Source organism: Streptomyces sp. NPDC127108, assembly GCF_042677545.1.
In the GTDB taxonomy this organism is placed as follows: Bacteria; Actinomycetota; Actinomycetes; order Streptomycetales; family Streptomycetaceae; genus Streptomyces.
Window position 1 is genome coordinate 182,797 of the sequence record NZ_JBHXTE010000007.1, and the last position, 23,110, is coordinate 205,906.

The 23,110-nt window shown below is 72.9% G+C and carries 20 protein-coding genes; 9 read left to right on the forward strand and 11 right to left on the reverse strand.

Features of this window, described 5'->3' with window-relative positions; translation table 11 throughout:
* Positions 1-207 precede the first annotated feature (207 nt).
* The 5 genes from ACFVHO_RS08395 to ACFVHO_RS08415 form a co-directional block, all read right to left on the reverse strand.
* Positions 208-1,563, reverse strand: a complete 1,356-nt coding sequence (locus tag ACFVHO_RS08395; protein ID WP_385711493.1) for an acyltransferase family protein — start codon at positions 1,561-1,563, stop codon at positions 208-210.
* A gap of 19 nt (positions 1,564-1,582) precedes the next feature.
* Positions 1,583-2,404 carry an SGNH/GDSL hydrolase family protein gene (locus ACFVHO_RS08400; protein ID WP_385711494.1) on the reverse strand — a complete coding sequence of 274 codons (822 nt, stop codon included), beginning with the start codon at positions 2,402-2,404 and terminating at the stop codon, positions 1,583-1,585.
* Positions 2,405-2,516: 112 nt separating this feature from the next.
* On the reverse strand, positions 2,517-2,810 hold the full coding sequence (locus ACFVHO_RS08405) for a hypothetical protein (RefSeq protein WP_385711495.1): 294 nt from the start codon (positions 2,808-2,810) through the stop codon (positions 2,517-2,519).
* Positions 2,811-3,161: 351 nt separating this feature from the next.
* On the reverse strand, positions 3,162-6,302 hold the full coding sequence (locus ACFVHO_RS08410; RefSeq protein ID WP_385711496.1) for an AAA family ATPase: 3,141 nt from the start codon (positions 6,300-6,302) through the stop codon (positions 3,162-3,164).
* Positions 6,299-6,526: a hypothetical protein gene (locus ACFVHO_RS08415; protein ID WP_385711497.1), complete on the reverse strand. Its 228-nt coding sequence runs from the start codon at positions 6,524-6,526 to the stop codon at positions 6,299-6,301. The genes ACFVHO_RS08410 and ACFVHO_RS08415 overlap by 4 nt, the downstream gene beginning before the upstream one ends.
* A gap of 294 nt (positions 6,527-6,820) precedes the next feature.
* Between ACFVHO_RS08415 and ACFVHO_RS08420 the strand changes: the two genes are divergently transcribed.
* A complete protein-coding gene (locus ACFVHO_RS08420; RefSeq protein ID WP_385711499.1) occupies positions 6,821-8,047 on the forward strand; it encodes an FAD-dependent monooxygenase in 1,227 nt (408 codons plus the stop codon).
* A gap of 94 nt (positions 8,048-8,141) precedes the next feature.
* Entirely contained in the window at positions 8,142-9,134 is a 993-nt protein-coding gene (locus ACFVHO_RS08425) for an AraC family transcriptional regulator (protein ID WP_385711501.1), read from the forward strand.
* A gap of 18 nt (positions 9,135-9,152) precedes the next feature.
* Here the strand turns inward: ACFVHO_RS08425 and ACFVHO_RS08430 are convergent, their stop codons facing one another.
* Positions 9,153-9,575 carry a VOC family protein gene (locus ACFVHO_RS08430; protein ID WP_385711503.1) on the reverse strand — a complete coding sequence of 141 codons (423 nt, stop codon included), beginning with the start codon at positions 9,573-9,575 and terminating at the stop codon, positions 9,153-9,155.
* A 98-nt stretch (positions 9,576-9,673) separates the two neighbouring features.
* Between ACFVHO_RS08430 and ACFVHO_RS08435 the strand changes: the two genes are divergently transcribed.
* Complete coding sequence (locus ACFVHO_RS08435; RefSeq protein WP_385711504.1) at positions 9,674-10,717, forward strand: helix-turn-helix transcriptional regulator; 1,044 nt, start codon at positions 9,674-9,676, stop codon at positions 10,715-10,717.
* On the opposite strand, the gene ACFVHO_RS08440 is transcribed toward ACFVHO_RS08435, so the two are convergent.
* Positions 10,683-11,570: an NAD(P)-dependent oxidoreductase gene (locus ACFVHO_RS08440; RefSeq protein ID WP_385711506.1), complete on the reverse strand. Its 888-nt coding sequence runs from the start codon at positions 11,568-11,570 to the stop codon at positions 10,683-10,685. The genes ACFVHO_RS08435 and ACFVHO_RS08440 overlap by 35 nt on opposite strands.
* A gap of 107 nt (positions 11,571-11,677) precedes the next feature.
* On the opposite strand from ACFVHO_RS08440, the gene ACFVHO_RS08445 reads away from it, so the two are divergent.
* The 3 genes from ACFVHO_RS08445 to ACFVHO_RS08455 all read left to right on the forward strand — a co-directional run bounded on the left by ACFVHO_RS08445 (position 11,678) and on the right by ACFVHO_RS08455 (position 15,820).
* A complete protein-coding gene (locus ACFVHO_RS08445) occupies positions 11,678-12,028 on the forward strand; it encodes a winged helix-turn-helix transcriptional regulator (RefSeq protein WP_385711508.1) in 351 nt (116 codons plus the stop codon).
* 313 nt (positions 12,029-12,341) lie between these two features.
* Positions 12,342-13,361, forward strand: a complete 1,020-nt coding sequence (locus tag ACFVHO_RS08450) for an LLM class flavin-dependent oxidoreductase (protein WP_385711552.1) — start codon at positions 12,342-12,344, stop codon at positions 13,359-13,361.
* 77 nt (positions 13,362-13,438) lie between these two features.
* Positions 13,439-15,820, forward strand: coding sequence for an ABC transporter (locus ACFVHO_RS08455; RefSeq protein ID WP_385711510.1), 2,382 nt, complete (start codon positions 13,439-13,441; stop codon positions 15,818-15,820).
* Positions 15,821-15,999: 179 nt separating this feature from the next.
* Here ACFVHO_RS08455 and ACFVHO_RS08460 read toward each other — a convergent pair whose 3' ends face one another.
* A complete protein-coding gene (locus ACFVHO_RS08460; protein WP_385711512.1) occupies positions 16,000-17,028 on the reverse strand; it encodes an NAD(P)H-dependent flavin oxidoreductase in 1,029 nt (342 codons plus the stop codon).
* 151 nt (positions 17,029-17,179) lie between these two features.
* On the opposite strand from ACFVHO_RS08460, the gene ACFVHO_RS08465 reads away from it, so the two are divergent.
* Together ACFVHO_RS08465 and ACFVHO_RS08470 are read left to right on the forward strand one after the other, a co-directional pair.
* Positions 17,180-17,542, forward strand: a complete 363-nt coding sequence (locus tag ACFVHO_RS08465; RefSeq protein ID WP_385711514.1) for a winged helix-turn-helix transcriptional regulator — start codon at positions 17,180-17,182, stop codon at positions 17,540-17,542.
* Positions 17,543-17,615: 73 nt separating this feature from the next.
* The gene (locus ACFVHO_RS08470; RefSeq protein WP_385711515.1) at positions 17,616-18,632 is read left to right on the forward strand and encodes an MBL fold metallo-hydrolase; all 1,017 of its coding nucleotides are present in this window, start codon (positions 17,616-17,618) and stop codon (positions 18,630-18,632) included.
* A gap of 25 nt (positions 18,633-18,657) precedes the next feature.
* On the opposite strand, the gene ACFVHO_RS08475 is transcribed toward ACFVHO_RS08470, so the two are convergent.
* The 3 genes from ACFVHO_RS08475 to ACFVHO_RS08485 are packed head-to-tail and all read right to left on the reverse strand — an operon-like array spanning position 18,658 to position 22,061.
* Positions 18,658-19,404: a succinate dehydrogenase/fumarate reductase iron-sulfur subunit gene (locus ACFVHO_RS08475; protein WP_385711516.1), complete on the reverse strand. Its 747-nt coding sequence runs from the start codon at positions 19,402-19,404 to the stop codon at positions 18,658-18,660.
* On the reverse strand, positions 19,401-21,350 hold the full coding sequence (locus tag ACFVHO_RS08480; protein WP_385711517.1) for a fumarate reductase/succinate dehydrogenase flavoprotein subunit: 1,950 nt from the start codon (positions 21,348-21,350) through the stop codon (positions 19,401-19,403). Before ACFVHO_RS08480 ends, ACFVHO_RS08475 begins: the two co-directional genes overlap by 4 nt.
* 3 nt (positions 21,351-21,353) lie before the next feature.
* Positions 21,354-22,061, reverse strand: a complete 708-nt coding sequence (locus ACFVHO_RS08485) for a succinate dehydrogenase (RefSeq protein WP_385711518.1) — start codon at positions 22,059-22,061, stop codon at positions 21,354-21,356.
* Positions 22,062-22,156: 95 nt separating this feature from the next.
* On the opposite strand from ACFVHO_RS08485, the gene ACFVHO_RS08490 reads away from it, so the two are divergent.
* Positions 22,157-23,032 carry a LysR family transcriptional regulator gene (locus tag ACFVHO_RS08490; protein WP_190120202.1) on the forward strand — a complete coding sequence of 292 codons (876 nt, stop codon included), beginning with the start codon at positions 22,157-22,159 and terminating at the stop codon, positions 23,030-23,032.
* Positions 23,033-23,110 lie beyond the last annotated feature (78 nt).

A 23,110-nucleotide genomic window follows, 5' to 3' on the forward strand; every position in this document is an offset into this window, starting at 1 on the left:
TCCACAGCGGGCGGGTTTTCCGGCATCGCGTGAGCCATCCGGTGGATCGCTCAATGTACGGGTGGGTGGGGGTGAGCGGCGGGGCGCGGGGCGCGGGGTGCGCGGCTCGGTGCACCCGGGCGCGGGGCGCGGCGGGCCGGGCGCGGGGCGCGCCGAGCCGGGCGTGGACCTGGCGCAGTCGGACGCGGCGCCCTCTCCCGGCCGGGGTCACCTCAACTGATCGACGTCGACCGTGCCCGCCCCCATCACCGGCTCGGGCACCACCGCCCACAGCACCGCTCCCGCCAGGGCGAGGGCGACCACCGCGACCGGTCCGCGCCTCCCCCGCGCCCACCCCGCCCGCGACCGCACCGGATCCTCGACGAACCGTGTCGTCACCGCGGCGGCCACCAGCGACACCCCGATCGCGACGGCCGTCCCGCCCGGGTCGCCCAGCGCCGACAGCCTCGGCAACAGCAGCAGGTACACCGGCCAGTGCCACAGATACAGGCTGTACGACACCTTGCCGAGGCCCCGCGGCAGGCGGCTGCCAGCGACCCGCGCCGATCTGGTGCCCGGCACCTGGGCCATCAGGACGATCAGCACGGCCGCGGCCAGCGAGTGGAGGAAGAGCCCGCCCTCGAAGAGCAGGGGCGCCTTCTCGCCCTCGGTGACCACCCACGCCACCGCGAGGCCGCACGCCAGGACCAGGCACACGGAGTCGGCCGCGCGGCGCGGCACCCGGCGCGCGAGGTTCCGTACCGGCGCGGTGGCCACGAGCGCCCCGAGCAGCAGGGCGGCGCCACGGGTGTCGGTGCCCTCGTAGGCGCGGGTGGTGTCCACCGCGGCGCCGAGCGAGACGGTCAGCCCGAGGGAGACCAGGGCGCCCGCCCCGGCGAGCGCGGCCACGACGTGCTCGCCCCACCGCCCCCGGGCGGCCACGGCCACCACCAGCGGCCAGGCCAGATAGAACTGCCACTCCACGCCGATGCTCCACAGATGCGCGAAGACGCGGGTGTCGGCGGCGTTCCAGTAGCCGATCTGCTCGGCGATGTAGTGCCAGTTCACCGCCTGGGCCCCGACCCAGGGCAGGTCGTCGAGCGCGAAGCGCAGCTGCTCCGGGCTCCCCCACGCCCAGGTGGCCGACACGGTCACGACCACCACGCAGCAGAGGGCGGGCAGCAGCCGACGGACGCGGCGGCCCCAGAACGCGGCCAGGGCGACCCGGCCGCGCCCCGTCGCCTCGCCGAGCAACAGCCCGGTGATCAGGAACCCGGAGAGCACGAAGAACAGGTCGACGCCGAGGAACCCGCCGCTCAGGTGCCCGGCGTGGAAGAGCAGCACGGCCGCGACCGCGAAGCCGCGCAGCCCGTCGAGGGCTCCGATGTGGGCACGGCCTGCCTCGCTGGTGCGCTCGCTGGGGCGCGCGGCACGATGCCGGGGTGGAGCCGTGCGGCTGGGTGGGGGCGGGAGCGCGGAGGCGGGCGAAGGCTCAGCGCCGGAGGCTGAAGCGGAGCCGGAGGCAGGAGCAGAACCGGGGCCGGGCGACGAACCGGAGGCGGGCGACGCACGATGCGCGGGCATGAAGTCGGCTGCCGTTCCGTCACGCCGCACAGCGGAGCTTGCCGTACCGCTCGTCGCCGGTCCAGGTCTTCTGGGCCCAGGAGTCCACCGGCGCCGGGGTGAAGTCCGCCTGCTTCCCCAGCTTCTCGGTGAACCACTTGGCGAAGGCGGCCGCACCCTGCTGGCAGTTGTGGATCCCGTCCGGGGCCCGCAGCGCCTTCTTCGCCGTGTGGTCCGTGCCCCAGACCTGCGAGGCGTCGAAGAACGCCGCCGCGCCCCCGCTCTTCCCCGCCACGTCCGCGGCCACCGCGGGGGCGGTCCGCATCTGTGCCGCGTGCTGCTTGTAGAACGCGTCGATCTTGATGGGCGGGGATGACACGAGCACCACATCGGCGCCCGCGTCCTTCGCCGTGTCGACGAGCTTCTCGTAGGCGGCCCGCTGCCGGCCCTTACTGCCCCAGTCGTACGTCGTGATCTGGTAGGCGACCACGGTCGGGCGGAACGACTCGATGTGCTTGGCCAGTTGCTTCCAGGTGTCGCCGGAGATCATCCGCGTGATCTTCTCGCCGCTGTCGACGACCGTGCCGCCGCCGTCGGAGGAGGCGTCCTTGAACTCCACACCGCCGGCCTTGAGGGCCGCGCCCAGGGCAGGGGCCTCGGCGCCCGCGATGGAGTCGCCCACCCACAGCACCTTCGTGCCGCTGCTGGTCGTCGTGCTCTTTCCCTCGTCCCTGGTGCCGGAGTCCTTCTCGCCGCATGCGACGAGGGCGACGCCGAGCGCGGCGACGGCGGCGACCGCGCCCAGGGCGCGGCGGGCCGGACGGCGGGAGGAACGGGAACGGGACGTGCGCTTGCTGTTCATGCGTCCCAGCACAACAGCCCCCGAGCGCCCGAACGCCCGCCGTCATCGTTTGCTCATACTCCGGGCAAGGAGCGCTCATAAAGGCCGCGGAGTGCCCCGTCGTCCCCGGGCGTCAGGGCACCACGAGCCGCAACGTGTCCAGCTGGTCCCAGCCCCGAGCCGCGAGCCGTTGCCGCAGGCCCAGTTCGTCCGTTGCGCGCACCAGCAGGCACTCGGGAGGATTCAGGTGTCGTGCGAAGGCGACCAGGACTTCCAGGGCGCTGTTGGCCAGGTAGTGCACCCCGGTGAGGTCGAGAAGGATCTCGTCCTCCTGGGCCTGATCGGTCAGGGCGAGGGCCAGCGGCGCACGGTGCGAACTGACGACCTCGCCGGACAGTCGCACGCCGGGCCTGTCGGTGCTGGGCATGATGAGTAGGAGATCGTCGACGAAGTAGCCACGCATGTCGAGTCCAGGAACGATGGTGCACGGCGGAATGGGCTTGGCGGTGTAGGGGAGCCCGCTGAGGCCATCCTTGGCGCGGTGCGATGAAGGGCGGGCCCAGGCTCCCGCTGAAGGCAGCCGCTGGCGGAAGGGGCCACTCCGGCCCGAGAGATCGCCGATGAGCCACAGTCGCGCTAACAACGACAACCCACCACGGACTGCTACTGAGCGTACTCGCCTTCCCCCACGCCCGACAGGCCGTTATCTGGACAGGACCGTCCGTATGGGGTGGGTTTCCCTACGCCCGGCCGTCCACGGAGGGCCGCGACCGGAGGGCTACTCGTCGAAGACCCCCAGCCGGTGCGCGATGGCCGCGGCCTCCCCCCGCCCTGAAGCGCCCAGCTTGGCCAGGATGTTGGAGACGTGCACGCTCGCCGTCTTCGGCGAGATGAACAGCTCCTGCGCGATCAGCCGGTTGCTCCGCCCGGCGGCGACAAGACGCAGCACGTCCCGCTCCCGGGCGGTCAGCCCGAGCGCCGCCGCCGGTGCCGGGGGCGGGGTCGCCTCCCCGTCGGCCTGCCGCAGCGGAATCCGGGCGCGGCCCGCCAGCGTCGCGATCTCCGCCTCCAGCGGCGCCGCGCCCAGCTCGCGCGCCACCGCATCGGCCAGCCGCAGCAGTTCACCGGCCGCCTCGCGGGACCCGGTGCCACCGTGGGCGGTCAGGGCCTCCGCGAGTCGCAGCCGGGCGGTGGCGAGGAGCAGCGGGGCCTCCAACTGCTCCGTGGCGGCCACGGCCTCCGTCCAGGGGGCGGTGGCGTCCCCGCCCTCGGCCGTGACCAGTTCGGCCTTGATCATCAGGGCCTGCGCGGCCCACAGCGGTACGAAATCGGGCTGGCCCCGCATCGCCCCGCGGATCCGCTCCAGCGCCTCCTCGCGCCCCTGCTCGGCCACGGCCTGCCCGAGGGCCCGCGCCTCCGCCGCGGCTGCCTCGTACAACAGCGGCCAGCCGTAACGCTGGTGGCCGGACGGGATGCCCTCGCCGACCTCCGCCCCGAGCAGGGAACGGACGTCGAGGATCCGGCCGTCGGCGGCAGCGAGGGCGATGGCGATCCGGGCCACGGTCAGGGTGTGCTGCGGCTCCGGGTAGGGCCCGCTGGTCCAGCCGTCGGACTCGTCGAGGAACCGCTGGGTGTCTTCGTACGCGCCCTGGGCCAGGGCCAGCTCGGCGCGCTGTTCCGCGACCTGCCCCCAGGTGCGGGCGCTCACCCCGCGGCGGCCGACGGCCCGCCGGAGCACCGTGTCGGCCTCGGCCCACCGGCCGAGCTGGGTGAGGGACTCGGCGAGGTTGCCGTCGATGAACGAGGCGATGTCCGGCAGCCCGTGCCGGTCGGCGAGGACGGTGCCCTCCTCGGCGACCCCGACGGCCTCGCCGAAGCGGCCGATGCCGTGCAGGGCCGTGGCCACGTTGCCGTAGCCGCGCAGCACGACGTCCGTGTTGCCGGGCGTCAGCTCCCGGGCGCACACGTCGCGGGCCAGGTCGAGCCCCGCCTCCAGGTCGCCCGTGTCCATGATGAGCCAGGCGAGGGTCTGCTGGGCGGCCAGTCCTGTGGTCTCGGCGCCCGTCAACCGGCAGAGCTCCACCGCCTGTCGGGCGGTCTTGAGCGCGGTCGGCCCCGGCTGGTGCACCGCGTACCAGTACGCCGCGTGCATGAGCACTTCGGCGTGGACGACGGACGGCGGCAGGCCCTTCACCAGCTCCTGGGCGTGCGCGATCTCGTCCCAGCCGTCGGAGCGCGAGAGGGCGCGCATCAGCCGGTGGCGCTCGGCCCAGAACCAGGCCGCCCGAACGGGATCCTCCCCGTCCGGGTGAGGCCGGGAGCCGAGGGAAGGGGCACCCTCCAGCGTGCGCAGCGCCCGCTTGCAGAGTGCGAGGGCCCGCTCCCCCTCCCCCGCGAGGCGCGCGGCGAGGGTGACCGCGGCGAGCAGGTCCACGAAGTCCCCGGGGATGTCCGGGGAGATGGCCAGGCCCAGACCGTCCTCGACGCCCTGCCGCATCGTCCGGCGGCGCAACTCCTCGGGGGTGTCGTCCCACAGTTCAAGGGCGCGCTCGAGGAGCCGGTGCTGCTCGGCGAACGCGTGCCGGCCGCGGGCGGCGGCCGCCGCGGCGATCACTGCGGGCAGGGCCCGGGCCGGGTCGCGGGCGCCGAACCAGTACCCGGCCAGGCGTCCGGCCCGCTCCTCGGAGCGTACGAGCGTGGGGTCGGCCTCCAGCGCCTCGGCGTAGCGGCGGTTGAGCCGGGAGCGCTCGCCGGGCAGCAGGTCACCGGCGACCGCCTCGCGCATCAGGGCGTGCCGGAAGCGGAACGACTCGCCCTCGTCGCAGGGCTGCAGGACGGCGGCGCCGACAGCGGTGCGCAGGATCTCGATCAGCTCGTCCTCGGTGTGGCCCGTGACGGCTCCGAGGAGCCGGAACTCCACCTCGGAGCCGCCCTCGGCGGCGATCCGCACCACGCGCTGCGCCTCGTCCGGCAGCGCCTCGACCCGGACGAGCAGGAGGTCGCGCAGGGAGTCGCTGATGCCGCCCGGGGAGCCTTCGAGGATGCTGCAGGCCAGCTCCTCGACGAAGAACGCGTTGCCCTCGGAGCGGTCGAAGACCCGGTCGAGGACCTGCTCGGCCGGGGCCTCGCCGCGGATCGCGGCGAGCTGGCGGCGGACTTCGGCGCGGTCGAAGCGGAGCAGTTCGACGCGGGTGACGGTGCCGAGGCGTTCGTACTCGGCGAGGGCGGGCCGCAGCGGGTGGCGGCGGTGCAGGTCGTCGGCGCGGTAGGTGGCGACGATGAGCATGCGGCTGCCGGTGAGGGCGCGCAGCAGATAGCTCAGGAGTTCGCGGGTGGAGCGGTCGGCCCAGTGCAGGTCCTCAAGGACGAGGACGAGGGTGCGGTCCGCGGCGAGGCGCTCCAGGAGGCGGACGGTGAGTTCGAAGAGCCGGGCGCGGCCGTCGGTCTCCAGGTGGCCCCGGTCCATCTCGCCGAGCTCGGGCAGCAGTCGGGCGAGCTCGCCCTCCTGACCGGCGACGGCGGCGTCGAGCTCGTCGCCGAGCTGGCGGCGCAGGGAGCGCAGCGCCGTGGAGACCGGGTGGTACGGCAGGGCGTCGGCGCCGATCTCGACGCAGCCGCCGAGGGCGACGACGGCCCCGTCCGCGGCGGCCCGGCCGAGGAACTCCTGGATCAGCCGGGTCTTGCCGACGCCGGCCTCGCCGCCCACGAAGAGGGCGCGGGGCTGACCGGCGTTCGCCCGGGACAGGGCCTCGCCGAGGGCGGTCAGCTCGGCGCTGCGGCCGACGAAGACGGGGCTGGTGTGCCTGCTCTGCATGGTGCCGAGCATCGCATGCCGGGTGACCTGCGGGGCAACCATGTCGACGTCGGCGGGGGCCTCCTCGGCCGGGTGCCCGGCCCCGCCGCTCCCTTGCTCCGTCACGCGGTGCGGGCGTAGCGCTCGCGGCTGTCCGGGCCCGGGGCGCTGTCCGGGCCGGGGGCGCTCTCGGGACCGGGTGCGCTCTCGGCTGCGGTACGGGTCGCCTTCGCGGCCTCCTCGGCCCGGCGGACCAGGCGGCGGCGCGCGGCCCGGGAGAGGATCTCGGCCTGGCGGGCGGTCTGGAACTCGTGGTGCATCACGGCGGCCTCCTTGAACGAGCCGGTCACTTCGGGCTGGTCACGTGCTGTGCCTCCAGCGTCGTCACCCAGGTGGGGGCGCCACATCGGGAGGCTTGCGCATCCGGCCGCACGCGGGCTGCCTTAGGCCCGGGGCGAAGGCACCTTAGGGACGCCTCACGGAGGCCGGGGACTGCCGCACGGAGGCCTGCGGGACCGCCGCCTCAAGGGCCCGGCCCCTCGGGGAGCCCGTTGCCGACGGCGGACGTTCGTCGCCGGATGTGGACAGGGCACGGCCCCGACGCCTCCTACGGTCTCCAGGAAATCAGCGCTCTGGAGGCGTACATGGACAGGTATCGCGGCACACGGACGGCCGTGGTCGTGGGCGGGGGCATGGCGGGTCTGACGGCTGCCACGGCCCTGGCACGCAGGGACTGGCAGGTGGAGGTCGTCGAGCTCGGCCCGGCGAGGGCGACGTCGGGGTGGGGGTTGTGCCTGACCGGTCCCGCACTGCGCGCACTGGACGAGCTGGGCCTCGCGGACGCGTGTCTGGCCGAGGGCTACGGCATGGGTGTCATCACGCACGTGGACGTGGACGGCGAGCCCGCGGGCGAGGTGGCGTTGCCGCGTCTGATCGGTGCGCGGCGACCGGCGACGGCCGGGATCGCGCGCCCGTTGCTGCACGGCGTCCTGTACGCGGAGGCCGAGCGGTGCGGGGTGGTGGTGCGCCACGGGCTGACTGTCACGGCCGTGGAACAAGAAGGCGGGGCGCGGGGCGGGGAGCAGGGCTCGGAGCAGGACGGGCGGCCAGGCTCGGAGCAGGACGAAGGGCAGTACGGGGTGCAGGGGTCGGAGCGGGACGGGGGGCTCGTCCGCGTGCGGCTGTCGGACGGCACGGTCCGGCAGGTCGCGCTGTTGGTGGGCGCGGACGGGATCCGCTCGACGGTGCGGCGTCTGCTCGGCTTCGAGAGCCCGGTCGGCTATCAGGGGCAGATGGTCTGGCGGGCCCTGGTGCCCCGCCCCTCGTGGGCCACCGGAATCCACCACTTCGCCGGGAAGACCGACTCGGCGGGCCTCGTGCCCGTCTCGGACAGCGGGGCGTATGTGTTCCTGACGGAGAACGGCGTGGCCCAGAGCGTCCTGCCCGGGCCTGAACTCGCGCCGCGCCTGCGGGAGTTGCTGGACGGCTTCCCCGACCGGGTGCGGGAGGTCGGTTCCTCGGTGTCCGGGGCGGAGTCGGTGGTACGCCGCCCGGTCCTGACCGCGTACCTGGAAGGCCCCTGGAGCCGGGGCAACACCGTGGTCATCGGTGACGCCGCGCACGCGCCCGCGCCGCAGCTGGCCAGCGGCGCGGCCCTGGCCATCGAGGACGGTCTGCTGCTCGCCGAGGAGCTGGAGCGGCACGAGTCGACCGCGGCGGGGCTCGGGGCGTTCGTGAACCGGCGCGCGCGGCGGTGCCGCACGCTCGTGGACACCTCGGTGGCCGTCGTGGGCCTGGAGCGGTCGGGGCGCCACCACGAGGCCTATCCACTGATCGATGCATGCCACCGGCTCATGGCCGAGCCCGCGTGAGCGCCCCCGGCCCCTTCGTGGCCCCTCCCCCGTGAGGGAAACCCATGAGGGAAACTCGTGAGGGAAGCCTGCGAGCGAAGGTGAGCCCGCCAACGTGCCGACGCCCCTGAACGTGCCGACGCCCCTGCAGAACCACCTGATCACCAAGTCCCACAACCCCGCAGACCTGCTCAACGCCGCCAGCCGTCTGTTCGGCGGCGCCATCGCCACGTCTCCCCTGGACGAGCTGCGCGGCGGGGACCACGAGCTGCGCGGCGTCGCCGCTCACGACTTCGCCGTGGGCTGCTTCGCCTCGCCGCTGGACGTGCGGGTCGCCTCGACCGGGGGACGCGGGTCCTACTTCGTCAACATCGGTGTCTCCGGCGCGATCTCAGCCAGGTGCGGCGGTCTGCGGGCGACCCTCGACGAGACGACGGCGGGGGTCGTCAACCCCGGCGAGACCCAGGAACTGCGGCCCCTGCCTGCCCGCAGGACGCGGTTCCTGGGTCTGCGGATCGCGGCCTCCCTGGTCGACCAGGAGTTCACCGCGCTGACCGGGCGGCCGCCGGTGTCCGGCGTGCGCTTCGACTTCGCCCTCGACCTGGCCGGGCCCAAGGGCCGTGCCGTGCGGCTCCTCGTCCGCTCCCTTCTGGAGCAACTGGACTCCGGGGACCCGTTGTTCCAGCGGGCCGAGCTGCGGCGCAGCCAGCTTCGCGCCATCGTCACCGCCCTGCTCCTGGCCCAGCCGCACTCGCACACCGGCGAGCTGCGGGACGGCCCCCCGCCCGGCCACCCCCGTTCCCTGCGCGCGGCCCTCGCGTTCGTCGAGGAGAACATCGGCGAGCACATCAGCCTCACCGACATCGCCCGGGCCGCCAACTGCAGCCCCCGGAGCATCAGTTCGGCGTTCCGCGACCGGCTCGGCCTGTCCGCCCTCTCGTACGTACGCGGCCTGCGGCTCGACCGGATCCGTGCGGACATCCTCGCTTCCACGGACCCGGTCGGCGAGATCGCCTACCGGTGGGGCGTCGCCCACCTGGGCCGCTTCGCCGCCGCGTACCGCGACCGCTTCGGCGAACTCCCCTCCGCGACGGCGGCCCGGAGGTGAGCGGCCCTCGGTGCTCGATCAGCCGCTGTAGGGAGCGGCGACGTCGAGGACCCAGGTGACGCCGAAGCGGTCGGTGAGCATGCCGTACAACGGTGCCCACTGGGCGGCTTCCAAGGGCCGCACCACCGTGGAGCCCTCCGCGAGGCGCTGCCACAGGGCGCTGATCTCGTCGGCGTCGTCGCCGCGCACGGAGACGAAGAACGGGTTCTCGCCCCGGCTCCACGGCAGCGGGGACGGGACGTCGTAGGCCATGACGTGGAAGCCGTCGTCACCGGCCACCTCGCCCCACATCACCCAGTCCGCCTCGTTCTCGCTGTGCACGTTGCCGGCGTCCTTGTAGGTCACGGTGACGGTGCGCCCGCCGAACACGGACTGGTAGAAGTCCAGCGCCTGACGCGCCTCGCCCCGGAAGTTCAGATGGGTGGTGGTCGTGACGGACATGACTGCTCCTCTGTTCGCGTGCCTCTTGGCGGCTGTGGCTCCACGTTCGCAGTGGTAGCGGACAGGTTGTGTCCTGTACTACGGGCAGACTGGGCGGCATGCACAAGACGTCCTCGCGACTGCTCGCGCTGCTCTCCCTGCTCCAGACCCGCCGCGGCTGGTCCGGCGACGAACTCGCCGAGCGGCTCGGCATCACCCCGCGTACGGTGCGCCGTGACGTGGACCGGCTCCGCGAACTCGGCTACCCCGTCAGGGCGCTCAAGGGACCCGCCGGCGGATACCGCATGGACGCGGGCACGGAGCTGCCTCCCCTGCTGTTCGACGACGACCAGGCCGTCGCGCTGGCCGTCGCCCTGCAGACCGCCGCCACCGGCACCACGCTCGCCGAGGACGCGGCCCGCGCCCTCGCCACCATCCGCCAGGTCATGCCGCCGAGGCTCCGCCACCGCATCGACGCGCTGCGCGTCACGGCCCTCCACCCGCTGGACGCGGGCGACGCCCCGCAGGTCGACGCCCAGGTCCTCACCGACCTGAGCGCCGCCATCCACACGCACGAGGAACTCCGCTTCGACCACGCCGCCGACGGTTCCGCGCCCGACGGCCGGCCCGAGGGCCACCGCCGCCGGGTGCAGCCCCACCACCTGGTCACCCGCCAAGGCCGCTGGTACCTCGTGGCCTGGGACCTCGACCGCGAGGACTGGCGGATCTTCCGCGTAGACCGCATCCGGCCCCGCACCCCGAACGGCCCCCGCTTCGCGGCACGCGAGGTCCCCGGCGGCGACGTGGCCGCCTTCGTCACGAGCCGGTTCCGCGGCCTGGACGGCACCACCACCGACTGGCCCTGCCGAGGCGATGTCCTCCTGGGCCTCCCCGCCGGCGCCGTGGCCCCCTTCGCCCGGGACGGAATCGTCGAGGAACTCGGCCCGCGCCACTGCCGACTGACCCTGGGCGCCTGGTCGTGGACGGGCCTCGCCGCCGCCGTCGTCCGCTTCGACACCGACATCGAAGTCATCGGCCCACCCGAACTCAAGGCGGCCTTCGCCCGCCTGGCCACGCGCTGCGCCGAGGCCGCCCGCGACCGGGACGGGAAGGGGGCGGGGCGTTTCCTCAGCGACGCCCCAGCAGTTCGGCGACCCGGATGAACCCCTCGGCGCCGTGGCCCTGTCCGATGGCCCGGCGGGCCAGGCCTTCCGCCGCGCGCATCACGCCCGCGTCGATTCCGTGGGCCTCGGAGGTGTGGACGATGTGGGCCATGGATGAGGCGACCGAGGTGAGCGGGCTGCCCTCGTCGGAGGCCATGCCGTCGTCCGCCTCGTCGGCGAGCCCCGCGAAGATGGGCGGGAACAGTTCGCCGATCCCCTTCGCGAACGGGGCGAGCTCGCGCGCGGTGATCCCTTCCGCCCGTGCCACCGCCACGGCGTGGGCGAAGCCGGTCATGCCGGTCCAGAAGATGTCGAGCAGCGCGACGTCGTACGCGGCCGCCCGGCCGATGTCCGTGCCGAGGTGGGTGTGGGTGCCGCCCAACGCGTCCAGGACGGGCTGGTGTTCGCGGTGGAGGTCCTCCGGGCCGCTGTAGATGAACACCCCGGCCGGAGTGCCGATGGTCACGGTCGGCGTCATGATCGCGCCGTCCAGGTAGCGCACGCCGTGCTCGGCCGCCCACGCCGCGGTGTCCCGGGCCCGGTCCGGTGTGTCCGCGGTGAGGTTGACCACCGTGCGCCCCTTGAGCGCGTCGGTGACCTCCTCGTGGCGCAGCAGGGAGTCCACCGCGTCGTAGTTGACGACGCAGACCACCACGAGGTCGCTCGCGGCGGCCGCTTCCTCCACCGACCCGGCGCTGACCGCGCCCCGTGCGACCAGCTCCTTGTCCCGGCCCGGCGTCCGGTTCCAGACCGTGGTGCGCACCCCGGCGTCGAGGAAGGCACCCGCGAGGGCCCGACCCATCGCCCCCAGGCCGAGGACGGTGACGGCAGACTGTTCCGTGTGTACGGACATGATTCAACTCCGTAGATTTATCGACAAGATTTACTGACTGGCTGACGCCTGTCTGACGACTGGCGTCTGACTGACGACTGTTTGACCGAGGGATGGTGGGGACGAAAATGACGCGCAGCCGTGCTCAGGACCCGGAGGTCTGCGGGGTGACCGCCGCGATCGCCGTGATCGACGGCAAGTGGAAGACCACGCTGCTCTGGCAGCTCGAATCCGGTCCGCACCGCCCCGGCGAGCTGCGCCGACGGCTGCCGGGCCTCAGCGAGAAGGTGCTGACGCAGGCGCTGCGCGAGATGGAGACCGACGGGCTCGTGCACCGGGAGGTGCACGACACACTGCCGCTGAAGACCTACTACTCCCTGACCACGTTCGGCCGGGAACTCTCCGAGGCGCTGGGTCCCGTCTCCGACTGGGGCCACCGCCGCCTGCAGAAGCTCACCGACGTCCGGTCGGCTTCCTGACGCATCGCACGATCACCCCGCTCCTCACCCGGTTCCGGCGACCCCTCGGCCGCCCCTCATCAGGATCACCCCGCTGCCGGACACCGCCAAGTACCCACAAAAAAGTGGCTACCGCGTGCGGTGCGGGGACGTGCACGAGAGCCCGGCCACCGGGGAGATCCACATCACTTTGCCCACCCCGTGCACCTGGCGGATCATGGAAGCTGCAGCGGAGACCAGCCGGGTGAAAGCCGGATCCCACTTCCCCGGAGCAACCGTGCGAGAGCAGCAGCAGACTGACGTGCCGCAGGGAGCGGTCTTGGGCGCCGGAGGTATGCGGTTCTCCGTGCTGGACCGCTCCCGCACCCGCGAGGGACACGACGGCACGGAGCCCCTGCGGGACACCGTCGCCCTCGCCCGGGAACTGGAGGCGCTCGGCTATCACCGCTTCTGGGTCTCCGAGCACCACGGCGTGCCCGGAGTCGCCGGTTCCGCGCCGACGGTGCTCGCGGCGGCGGTCGCCGCGGCCACGCGGACGATCCGGGTGGGCACGGGCGGCGTGATGCTGCCGAACCATCAGCCGCTGGTGGTGGCCGAGCAGTTCGGGGTCCTCGAGGCGCTGTTCCCGGGGCGGATCGACATGGGGCTCGGGCGTTCGGTCGGGTTCACGGACGGGGTGCGCAGGGCGCTCGGCCGCGACAAGCACGACGCGGACGACTTCGCGGCGCACCTCACCGAACTGCTCGGCTGGTTCCGGGGCACGTCGGACACCGGCGTGCACGCACGCCCGGCCGAGGGCCTGCCCGTCCCGCCGTACGTCCTCGCGATCGGCGAAGGGGCCCGCATCGCCGCGGAGGCGGGGCTTCCGATGGTCGTCGGCGACATCCGGGGCCGCGAGAAGATGCTCGCCGCCGTCGAGCGCTATCGCGCCGCGTTCCGACCCTCCGCCTGGTCGGACGAGCCGTACGTGGTCATCTCGGGCACGATCGCCGTCGCGGATTCGCAAGAGGCGGCCCGGCGGCTGCTCATACCGGAGGCCTGGTCGATGGCGTACTCCCGCACCCACGGCACGTTCCCGCCGCTGCCGCCCGCCGAGCGCGTCGAGGAGCTCGTGGCGACGGGTGCCATGACCGAGAAGGAGCGCGGCTTCTACGAATCGGGGCTGCGCGGGCACATCCACGGCACCGAGGACCAGGTGGCCGCGGAGCTGCAGACGCTGCTCAAGGAGAGCGGCGCGCAGGAGGTCCTGGTGACGACGAGCACGTACGACCGCGAGGGCCTGAGCGACTCCTTCCGGCGCCTCGCGCGGGTCGCGGGCCTGCGGGCTCCCGGGGCGCCCGCGCCCGGGGACTGACCCGGCCCCGGGGTGCGGAACGGGCCCGGACCTAGAATCGTGGGGTTTGCCCCCGATCCGCGTACGGAGCCCGCCCCATGCACAGCAGCGCCGCCCACGACCACGATCCTTTCGTACGCGTCCGGGGTGCCCGCGAGCACAATCTGCGCGGGGTGGACGTGGACGTTCCGCGTGACGTCATCGCCGTCTTCACCGGGGTGTCCGGCTCTGGGAAGTCCTCGCTCGCCTTCGGGACGATCTACGCGGAGGCGCAGCGGCGTTACTTCGAGTCGGTCGCCCCGTACGCGCGCCGTCTGATCCACCAGGTGGGCGCGCCGAAGGTCGGGGAGATCACGGGCCTGCCGCCCGCGGTCTCGCTCCAGCAGCGGCGCGCGGCGCCCACGTCCCGCTCGTCGGTGGGCACGGTCACGACGCTCTCGAACTCGCTGCGGATGCTGTTCTCCCGCGCGGGCGCGTATCCGGAGGGGGCCGAGCGGCTCGACTCGGACGCGTTCTCGCCGAACACGGCGGCCGGGGCCTGCCCCGAGTGCCACGGTCTCGGCAAGGTGCACCGCACGACCGAGGAGCTGCTCGTCCCCGACCCCTCGCTGTCCGTCCGCGAGGGCGCGATCGCCGCCTGGCCGGGGGCCTGGCAGGGCAAGAACCTGCGCGACGTGCTCGACACCCTCGGGCACGACGTGGACCGGCCGTGGCGCGAGCTGCCGCAGGCCGACCGCGACTGGATCCTGTTCACCGACGAACAGCCGGTCGTCACCGTGCACCCCGTGCGCGACGCGGACCGCATCCAACGCCCTTACCAGGGCACGTACATGAGCGCCCGGCGCTACGTCATGAAGACGTTCGCCGACTCCAAGAGCCAGACGCTGCGCACGAAGGCCGAGCGCTTCCTGGCCAGTGAGCCGTGTCCGGCCTGCGGCGGCAGCCGACTGCGTCCGGAGGCGATGGCGGTGACCTTCGCGGGCCGCACCATCGCGGAGCTCTCCGCGCTGCCGCTGTCCGAGCTGGCCACGTGCCTCGAACGAGCGGCCGGTGCGGGCTCGGGCACGGCAGGCGCGGAGACGGCCGGAGTGCTCACCGGTGACCTCCTGGCCCGCATCGGCACGATCACCGAGCTGGGCCTCGGCTACCTCTCCCCCGACCGCGCGACGCCCACCCTCTCCGCGGGCGAGCTGCAACGCCTGCGCCTCGCGACACAGTTGCGCTCGGGGCTCTTCGGTGTCGTGTACGTCCTGGACGAGCCGTCGGCCGGACTGCATCCCGCCGACACCGAGTCGCTGCTCACCGTCCTGGACCGGCTCAAGGCGGCGGGCAACTCGGTGTTCGTGGTCGAGCACCACCTGGACGTGATGCGGCACGCGGACTGGCTGGTCGACGTGGGGCCGCGGGCGGGCGAGCACGGCGGGCAGGTGCTGCACAGCGGGCCGGTGGCGGAGCTGGAGCAGGTGGCGGAGTCGGCGACGGCACGCTTCCTGTTCGACCGGACGCCGATGACGGTACGTCAGGTGCGGGAGCCGCACGGCTGGTTGAAGGTGGGCCCGGTCACGCGGCACAACCTGCGGGGCGTCACCGTGGAGTTCCCGCTCGGCGCGTTCACCGCCGTCACGGGGGTCTCGGGCTCCGGCAAGTCCACGCTGATCGGGGAGCTCGGAGAGAGCGCGGAGGACCTCGCGGGGGTGGACCGTCTGGTGTGCGTCGACCAGAAGCCGATCGGCCGCACGCCGCGCTCCAACCTCGCCACGTACACCGGGCTCTTCGACGTCGTCCGCAAGGTCTTCGCCGGGACGGACGAGGCCCGGGCGCGGGGCTACGGCGTGGGGCGCTTCTCCTTCAACGTGGCGGGCGGGCGCTGTGAGACGTGCCAGGGCGAGGGGTTCGTGAGCGTCGAGCTGCTCTTCCTGCCCAGCACGTACGCCCCGTGCCCGGACTGCGCGGGCGCCCGCTACAACCCGGAGACCCTCCAGGTCACCCACGGCGGCCTCACCGTCTCCCAGGTCCTCGACCTGACCGTCGAGGCCGCCGCCGACTTCTTCGCCGACACCCCCGCCGTGCTGCGCAGCCTGCGCCCGCTCCTCGACGTCGGCCTCGGCTATCTGCGGCTCGGGCAGCCCGCCACGGAGCTGTCCGGCGGGGAGGCACAACGGATCAAGCTGGCCAGCGAGTTGCAGCGGGTGCGGCGCGGGCACACCCTCTACCTCCTCGACGAGCCCACCACCGGGCTGCACCCGGCGGATGTCGAGGTGCTTGTGGGGCGGCTGCACGAGCTGGTGGACGGGGGCAGTTCCGTGGTGGTCGTCGAGCACGACATGGCCGTGGCGGCCGGGGCGGACTGGGTGGTGGACCTCGGGCCCGGGGGCGGTGCCGCCGGGGGGCGGGTGGTCGCCGCGGGGACGCCCGCCGACGTGGCCGGGGTCGCCGGGAGCCGGACGGGGCCTTATCTGGCGCGGGCGTTGGGGCGGTAGCCCGGAGTTCTGGACCAGCGGCGCGCGAGTCGGCCCGGGGCCGGGGGGCGACGGGCCCGACCAATGGGGCAGGTCCAGGGCCTGGTGTCCGGGGGGCCGACCTGAGCCCTGGCGCACGGGGAGCGGACCTGAGCCCTGGCGTGCGGGGAGCATAGCGGGGCCCCGGCGGGTGAGCCGCCCTATGCCCTGGTGTGCGGAGAGGCCACCGCGTCAGGGGTCCGCGTACGCCTCAGGAGGGTCGCCGCGTCGGCGGCGATGTCCGCCACGATGCGGGCCGCCGGGGCGATGTCGTGGACGAGTCCGGCGCTCTGGCCCGCGTAGAGCGCGAGCGCCTCCACGTCGCCCGTCATTCCGGGCACGGGGACCATGTCGTCGTAGCGCGACCAGGCCCGGCCGTCGGCGCTCCGGGCGACGACCGCGCCCTCCCCCGGGCGGTTCGGCACGGCCGGACGGCCCGCGGCGTCCCAGGCGTGGAGCGTGGAGTTGCGCAGCGCGCGGTGCGGGGCGTCGGGCCAGCCGCCGTCGAAGCACCGCGTGCGCACGGCGTCCTGTGGCGCCGCCCGGATCACGGCTTGCCGGTACACCTCGTGGGTGGCCGCCTCGGCTGCCGCGAGGAAGCGGGTGCCCAGCCATCCGGCCTGGGCCCCGAGCATCAGCGCGGCGGCGAGCCCGCGCCCGTCGGCGATGCCGCCCGCCGCGACGACCGGCACCGGGTGCACCGCGTCCACGACCGCGGGCACGAGCGCCATCGTGGTGACCTCGCCGCGCACGTGCCCGCCCGCCTCACAGCCCTGGGCCACGATCACGTCGACGCCCGCGGTGACCGCGGCTTCGGCCTCGGCGACGGAGCCGACCGTGTGGACGTGCAGGGCACCGGCCGCGTGCACGCGTCCGGCGACTGCGGAGGGATCGCCCCAGAACGTCGAGATGACCGGGACGCCTTCCGCCAGGCACGCGTCGAGCAGCTCGTCGACCGGGAAGTCGAGGACCAGGTTCGCGGCGAAGGGCTTCGGCGTCAGGCGCCGGACCTGCCGGATCCTGCGCACCGCCTCATCCGCGGTGACCCAGGTCAGCGCGAGGCTGCCGAGCCCTCCCGCGCCGGCCACCGCCGCCACGAGGTCCACGGTGACCGCGGACCCGATGGGTGCCTGCACCACGGGCACCTCGATGCCCAGTCGTCGGCACAGTGGCGTGGTCAACGTCGTCATGCGGTCCTCCTCGCACAGCTCGCACAGGGTGGTTCGGTTTCCGAATCACCCGGCGATGCTAGTGTTTCGAAATCCGAATCACCAGGGGCGCAGGCCTCCACGAGCACGGACCTCCACGAGCGCAGGGCTCCAGGACCACGGGAGGGGCGCGGTGACCACACCGACACCAGGACGGCCGGTGCGCGGCTCGGCCACCGGAAGCCCCCTCATGGCCGCGCTCGACCTGTTCGGCCGCCGGTGGAGCCTGCGCGTGGTGTGGGAACTGCACGAAGGCGCCCTGGGTTTCCGCGCCCTGCGCCGACGCTGCGGCGACATGTCGTCCAGCGTGCTGCGCCAACGCCTCGTCGAGCTGATCGAGGCACGCCTGGTGCACCAGACCCCCGAAGGCCACTACGCCCTCACCCCGCTGGGGCGGCAGGCCCGCACGGCACTCAGCCCTCTCGTGGACTGGTCCGTCGCCTGGGCCGCCGAACTGACCGAGCACGCCGTGGAGGAGACACCTGACCTGCGGTGATATCTCAACTCATATCAATCCGCGCCTCATTCACTCTTGGACATGACAACGCGTCACCTGCTTCGCTACCGTCATGAACACCAACGGGAGAACCACAAGCCCCGGCCGCCGCACCCTTCTTCGCGGCGCCGCACTCGGGGCGGCCGCACCGATGCTCGCGGGCACCGCGGCCGCCGACACCGGGTCGGCGGCCCGTCGAACGCGCGACGCGGGCACCGTCACGTACCGCTGGCTCGGCACCTCGGGGTGGCGGATCGACATCCAGCGGGCGAAGCGCGACGAGGCGCGGCGGCAGCCGAGCACGGCGACCGTGCTCGTCGACCCCTACGTCACGCGCTTCGACACCGGCCTGTTCACAGGTGACTTCGACCCCGGCACGCGCCTGCGCACCGACAAGCCGCTGGTCCGCAGGCACGCGGGCACGCCGGAGATCATCTGCGTCACGCACACCCACTGGGACCACCTCAACGACGTGCCCTACCTCGCGAAGGCGACGGGCGCCCGGGTCATCGGTACCGAGACGACGTACCAAGTACTGCGGTCCTTCGGCGTGGACACGAAGCAGCTCGTCGTCGTCAAGGGCGGCGAGGTGCTGGACTTCGACGGGTACGTGGTGGAGGTCGCGAGTTCGCGGCACAGCCGCAACGCCTCGTACTCCTACTTCGCGCCCGGCACCCTGAACGCGCCGCCCGCGACCGCGCCCCGGACGATCTCGGACCTGCCGGAGGGCGACACACTGGCCTTCAAGGTGACGCCGGACGGAGCGCCGTCCGCGCTGTTCATGGGGGCGAGCGACTTCGACGAGCGGTCCTTCCGGGGCCTCGCGCCGGACATCGCGATGCTCGCGGTGGCGTCGGCCGCGACCACGCACCACTACGTGCCACGGCTGCTCGACGCACTGGAGCGGCCCGGCGTGATCGTGCCCGTGCACTGGGACGATTTCGAGCGGCCGCTGACGGAGCCGCCCCGGAAGGTCGGCACGGACCTGGACGACTTCCTCACCCAGGTCCGTGACACGAGCCCCGCCTCACGGCTCGTGGTGCCGGACTACGCGACGGAGTACGGGGCGGACGTACGGCCCCGCCGCTGAGGAACGGCGAACCTCACAGGGGCGCTCAGCCGCGCGCCTTGCGCGTCGCCCGCAGCCACTCCTTGTTCATCGCCGCGATCGACGGCAGCGGGATGCCCTTCGGGCAGGCCGTCGCGCACTCGCCGGTGAGGGTGCAGCCGCCGAAGCCCTCGGAGTCCATCTGCGCGACCATGTCGAGGACGCGGGTCTCGCGCTCGGGGGCGCCCTGCGGCAGCACGTTGAGGTGGTTCACCTTCGCCGAGGTGAAGAGCATCGCCGAGCCGTTCGGGCAGGCCGCGACGCAGGCTCCGCAGCCGATGCACTCGGCGTGCTCGAAGGAGAAGTCGGCGTCCGGCTTCGGCACCGGGGTCGCGTGGGCCTCGGGCGCGGCGCCGGTAGGGGCGCTGATGTAGCCGCCGGACTGGATGATGCGGTCGAAGGCGGAGCGGTCGACGACCAGGTCCTTGATGACCGGGAAGGCGGCCGCCCGCCACGGCTCGACGTCGATGGTGTCGCCGTCGTTGAAGGACCGCATGTGCAGCTGGCAGGTCGTGGTGCGCTCGGGTCCGTGCGCGTCGCCGTTGATGACGAGCGAGCAGGCGCCGCAGATGCCCTCACGGCAGTCGTGGTCGAAGGCGACCGGCTCCTCGCCCTTGATGATGAGCTCTTCGTTGAGGGTGTCGAGCATCTCCAGGAAGGACATGTCCGAGGAGATGTTGTCCACCTCGTACGTGGACATCGCGCCGTCGGCGTCGGCGTTCTTCTGGCGCCAGACGCGCAGGGTGAGCTTCATGCGTAGCTCCGCTGAGTGGGGTGGACGTACTCGAAGACGAGGTCTTCCTTGTGCAGGACGGGTGCGGTGCCGGTGTCGGAGAACTCCCAGGCCGCCGCGTACGAGAACTCCTCGTCGCGGCGTTCGGCCTCGCCGTCCGGGGTCTGGGACTCCTCGCGGAAATGGCCGCCGCAGGACTCGGCGCGGTGCAGCGCGTCGAGGCACATCAGCTCGGCCAGCTCCAGATAGTCGACGACGCGGTTCGCCTTCTCCAGGGACTGGTTGAACTCCTCGCCGGTGCCGGGGACCTTGATGCGGCGCCAGAACTCCTCGCGGATCTGCGGGATCCGCTCCAGGGCCTTGCGCAGCCCGCTGTCGGTGCGCGCCATGCCGCAGAACTCCCACATCAGTTCGCCGAGTTCGCGGTAGAAGGAGTCCGGGGTGCGGTCGCCGTCGACGGCGAGGAGGAGGTTCAGACGGTCCTCGGTCTCCGCGAGGACCTCGCGGACGGCCGGGTGCCCGTCGTCGACCTCGTCCTTGTGCGGGTTGCGCGCCAGATAGTCGTTGATGGTGGAGGGCAGGACGAAGTAGCCGTCCGCGAGGCCCTGCATCAGGGCGGAGGCGCCGAGGCGGTTCGCGCCGTGGTCGGAGAAGTTGGCCTCGCCGATCGCGAAGAGGCCCGGCACGGTGGTCTGGAGGTCGTAGTCGACCCAGAGGCCGCCCATCGTGTAGTGCACGGCGGGGTAGATCCGCATCGGCACCTCGTAGGGGTTCTCCGCGGTGATCCGCTCGTACATGTCGAAGAGGTTGCCGTACTTCTCCTCGACCGCCTTGCGGCCCATGCGCGCGATCGCGTCGGCGAAGTCCAGGTACACGCCCTGGCCGCCGGGGCCCACCCCCCTGCCCTCGTCGCAGACGTTCTTGGCGGCGCGCGACGCGATGTCACGGGGCACGAGGTTGCCGAAGGAGGGGTAGATGCGCTCCAGGTAGTAGTCGCGCTCGTCCTCGGGGATCTCGTTGGCCGGGCGGGTGTCGCCCTTGGCCTTCGGCACCCAGATGCGGCCGTCGTTGCGCAGCGACTCACTCATCAGGGTGAGCTTGGACTGGTGGTCGCCGGTGCGCGGGATGCAGGTGGGGTGGATCTGCGTGAAGCAGGGGTTGGCGAAGTACGCGCCGCGGCGGTGGGCCCGCCACACGGCCGTCGCGTTGGAGTTCATGGCGTTCGTCGACAGGTAGAAGACGTTGCCGTAGCCGCCCGACGCGAGGACGACGGCGTCCGCGAAGTACGTGTCGATCTTGCCGGTGATCAGGTCGCGGGCGACGATGCCGCGCGCCCGCCCGTCGACGACGATCACGTCGAGCATCTCGGTGCGCGGGTGCATCTCGACGTTCCCCGCGGCGATCTCCTTCGAGAGGGCCTGGTACGCGCCGAGGAGGAGCTGCTGGCCCGTCTGGCCGCGGGCGTAGAACGTGCGGGACACCTGGACGCCGCCGAAGGAGCGGGTGTCGAGCAGGCCGCCGTACTCGCGGGCGAACGGCACGCCCTGCGCCACGCACTGGTCGATGATGTTGACGGAGATCTGCGCGAGGCGGTGCACGTTGGACTCGCGGGCCCGGAAGTCGCCGCCCTTGACGGTGTCGTAGAAGAGGCGGTGCACGGAGTCGCCGTCGTTGCGGTAGTTCTTCGCGGCGTTGATGCCGCCCTGCGCGGCGATCGAGTGGGCGCGGCGCGGCGAGTCCTGGTAGCAGAACTGCACGACGTGGTAGCCCTGTTCGGCGAGGGTCGCACCGGCGGAGCCGCCCGCGAGGCCCGTGCCGACGACGATCACGGTGTGCTTGCGGCGGTTGGCGGGGTTGACCAGCTTGGCCTCGAAGCGGCGGGTGTCCCAGCGCTCGGCGACGGGGCCCTTCGGCGCCTTGGCGTCGACGACGGGCTCCCCGGTGGTGTACTCGGCGTAGTTGTTCATCGGTCAGCTCACCACTCCGGTCATGACACCGACGGGTACGGAGACGAAGCCCACGGTCAGCAGCAGCGCGAGGCCGTTGGCGCAGATCTTCAGGAAGCGGTCGCGGGCCGCGTTGCCCACGCCGAGGGTCTGGGCGGCGCTCCAGAACCCGTGCCGGACGTGGAAGCCGAGGGCGACCACGGCCGTGATGTAGATGACGTTGCCGTACCAGGTGGAGAAGGTGTCGATCACGTTCTGGTACGGGTGCAGGTGCTGGTACTCACCCGGGTGCACGGTGCCCGTCGTCAGGTCGAGGATGTGCCAGACGATGAACAGGCCGAGGATGATCCCGCCCCAGCGCATGGTGCGGGTCGCGTAGCTGGAGCGCGGCTTCTTGTGCACGTACTTGCTCGGGCGGGCCCTGATGTCGCGGCGGCTGAGCTGGTACGCGGACACGGCGTGCGCGACGACGGCGGCGACGAGGCCGAAGCGGACGACCCACAGGGTCCACTCCCAGCGCATGACGGGCTCGCCGAGCGTGCGCAGCCAGTGCGCGTAGTGGTTGAAGTCCCCCGGGCCGAAGAAGATCTTCAGGTTCCCGATCATGTGGGCGACCAGGTAGAGCAGCATGATCAGACCGCTCACCGCCATCACGGTCTTCTTGCCCACGGTGGAGTCCCACACCGTGCGCGGTAGTGACGGCCGTCGGTCCGTCCGCGTTGCCAGAGCCATGTCAGAGACGCTACGGCCGAAGGTCCCGATCAGTCCAAGAGATGGTTTCGCTCATCTCCATAGGCACGCCCTATGCATGGCCTATCGTGGTGCGCATGCAGTTCCAGCAGCTCCTCTACTTCGTCGCGGTCGCCGAAACCCGGCACTTCACCCGGGCCGCCGAGCAGGTGCACGTCTCCCAGCCGTCGCTCTCGCAGCAGGTGCGGGCGCTGGAGAAGGAGCTCGGCGCCGAACTGTTCAGCAGGGCGCGCGGGAACATCGCGCTCACCGACGCGGGCGAGGCGCTGCTCCCGCTGGCCCGCCGCATCCTCGCCGACGCCGACACCGCCCGCATCGAGGTGCAGGAGCTGGCGCAGCTGCGCCGGGGCCGGGTGCGGCTCGGGGCGACGCCGAGCGTCTGCACGGGTCTCCTTCCGCAGGTCCTGCGCGACTTCCACGACCGGCACCCCGGCATCCAGCTCCTGATCGAGGAGGGCGGCAGCCACGACCTCGTACGCCAGCTCGCACGCGGGGCCCTGGACCTGGCCCTGGTGGTGCTTCCGCTGCCGACGCCGTCGCCCGCCCTGACCACGGTGGAGCTGCTGCGCGAGGACCTGGTGGTGGTGTCTTCGCCGGACGCGCCCGGCCTCGGCGCGTCGGCGCGCGTCGCCGACCTCCAGGGCGAGCGCCTCGTGATGTTCCGGCACGGCTACGACCTGCGGGAGCTGACGGTCGCCGCGTGCCGCGCGGAGGGCTTCGAGCCCGAATTCGCCGTCGAGGGCGGCGAGATGGACGCCGTGCTCGGCTTCGTCCGGGCGGGGCTCGGCGTCGCCGTCGTCCCCCGCATGGTCGCGGAGCGGGCGGGCAGCGGCCTCCGCATGACCCCGCTGTCCCGGCCCCGGCTGCGCCGCACCATCGCGCTGGCCCACCGCAGCGACGTCGCGCCGCCGCGGGCGGCGCGGGAGCTGCAACGGATGTTGCTGGCGAGGTAGCCCGGCCGAGGCGCCCCTCGTTGGGGCGCCCGAAAGGGGCGCAGGAGCGCACGCGCGCCCCCCAAAGTGCCCTGTGCG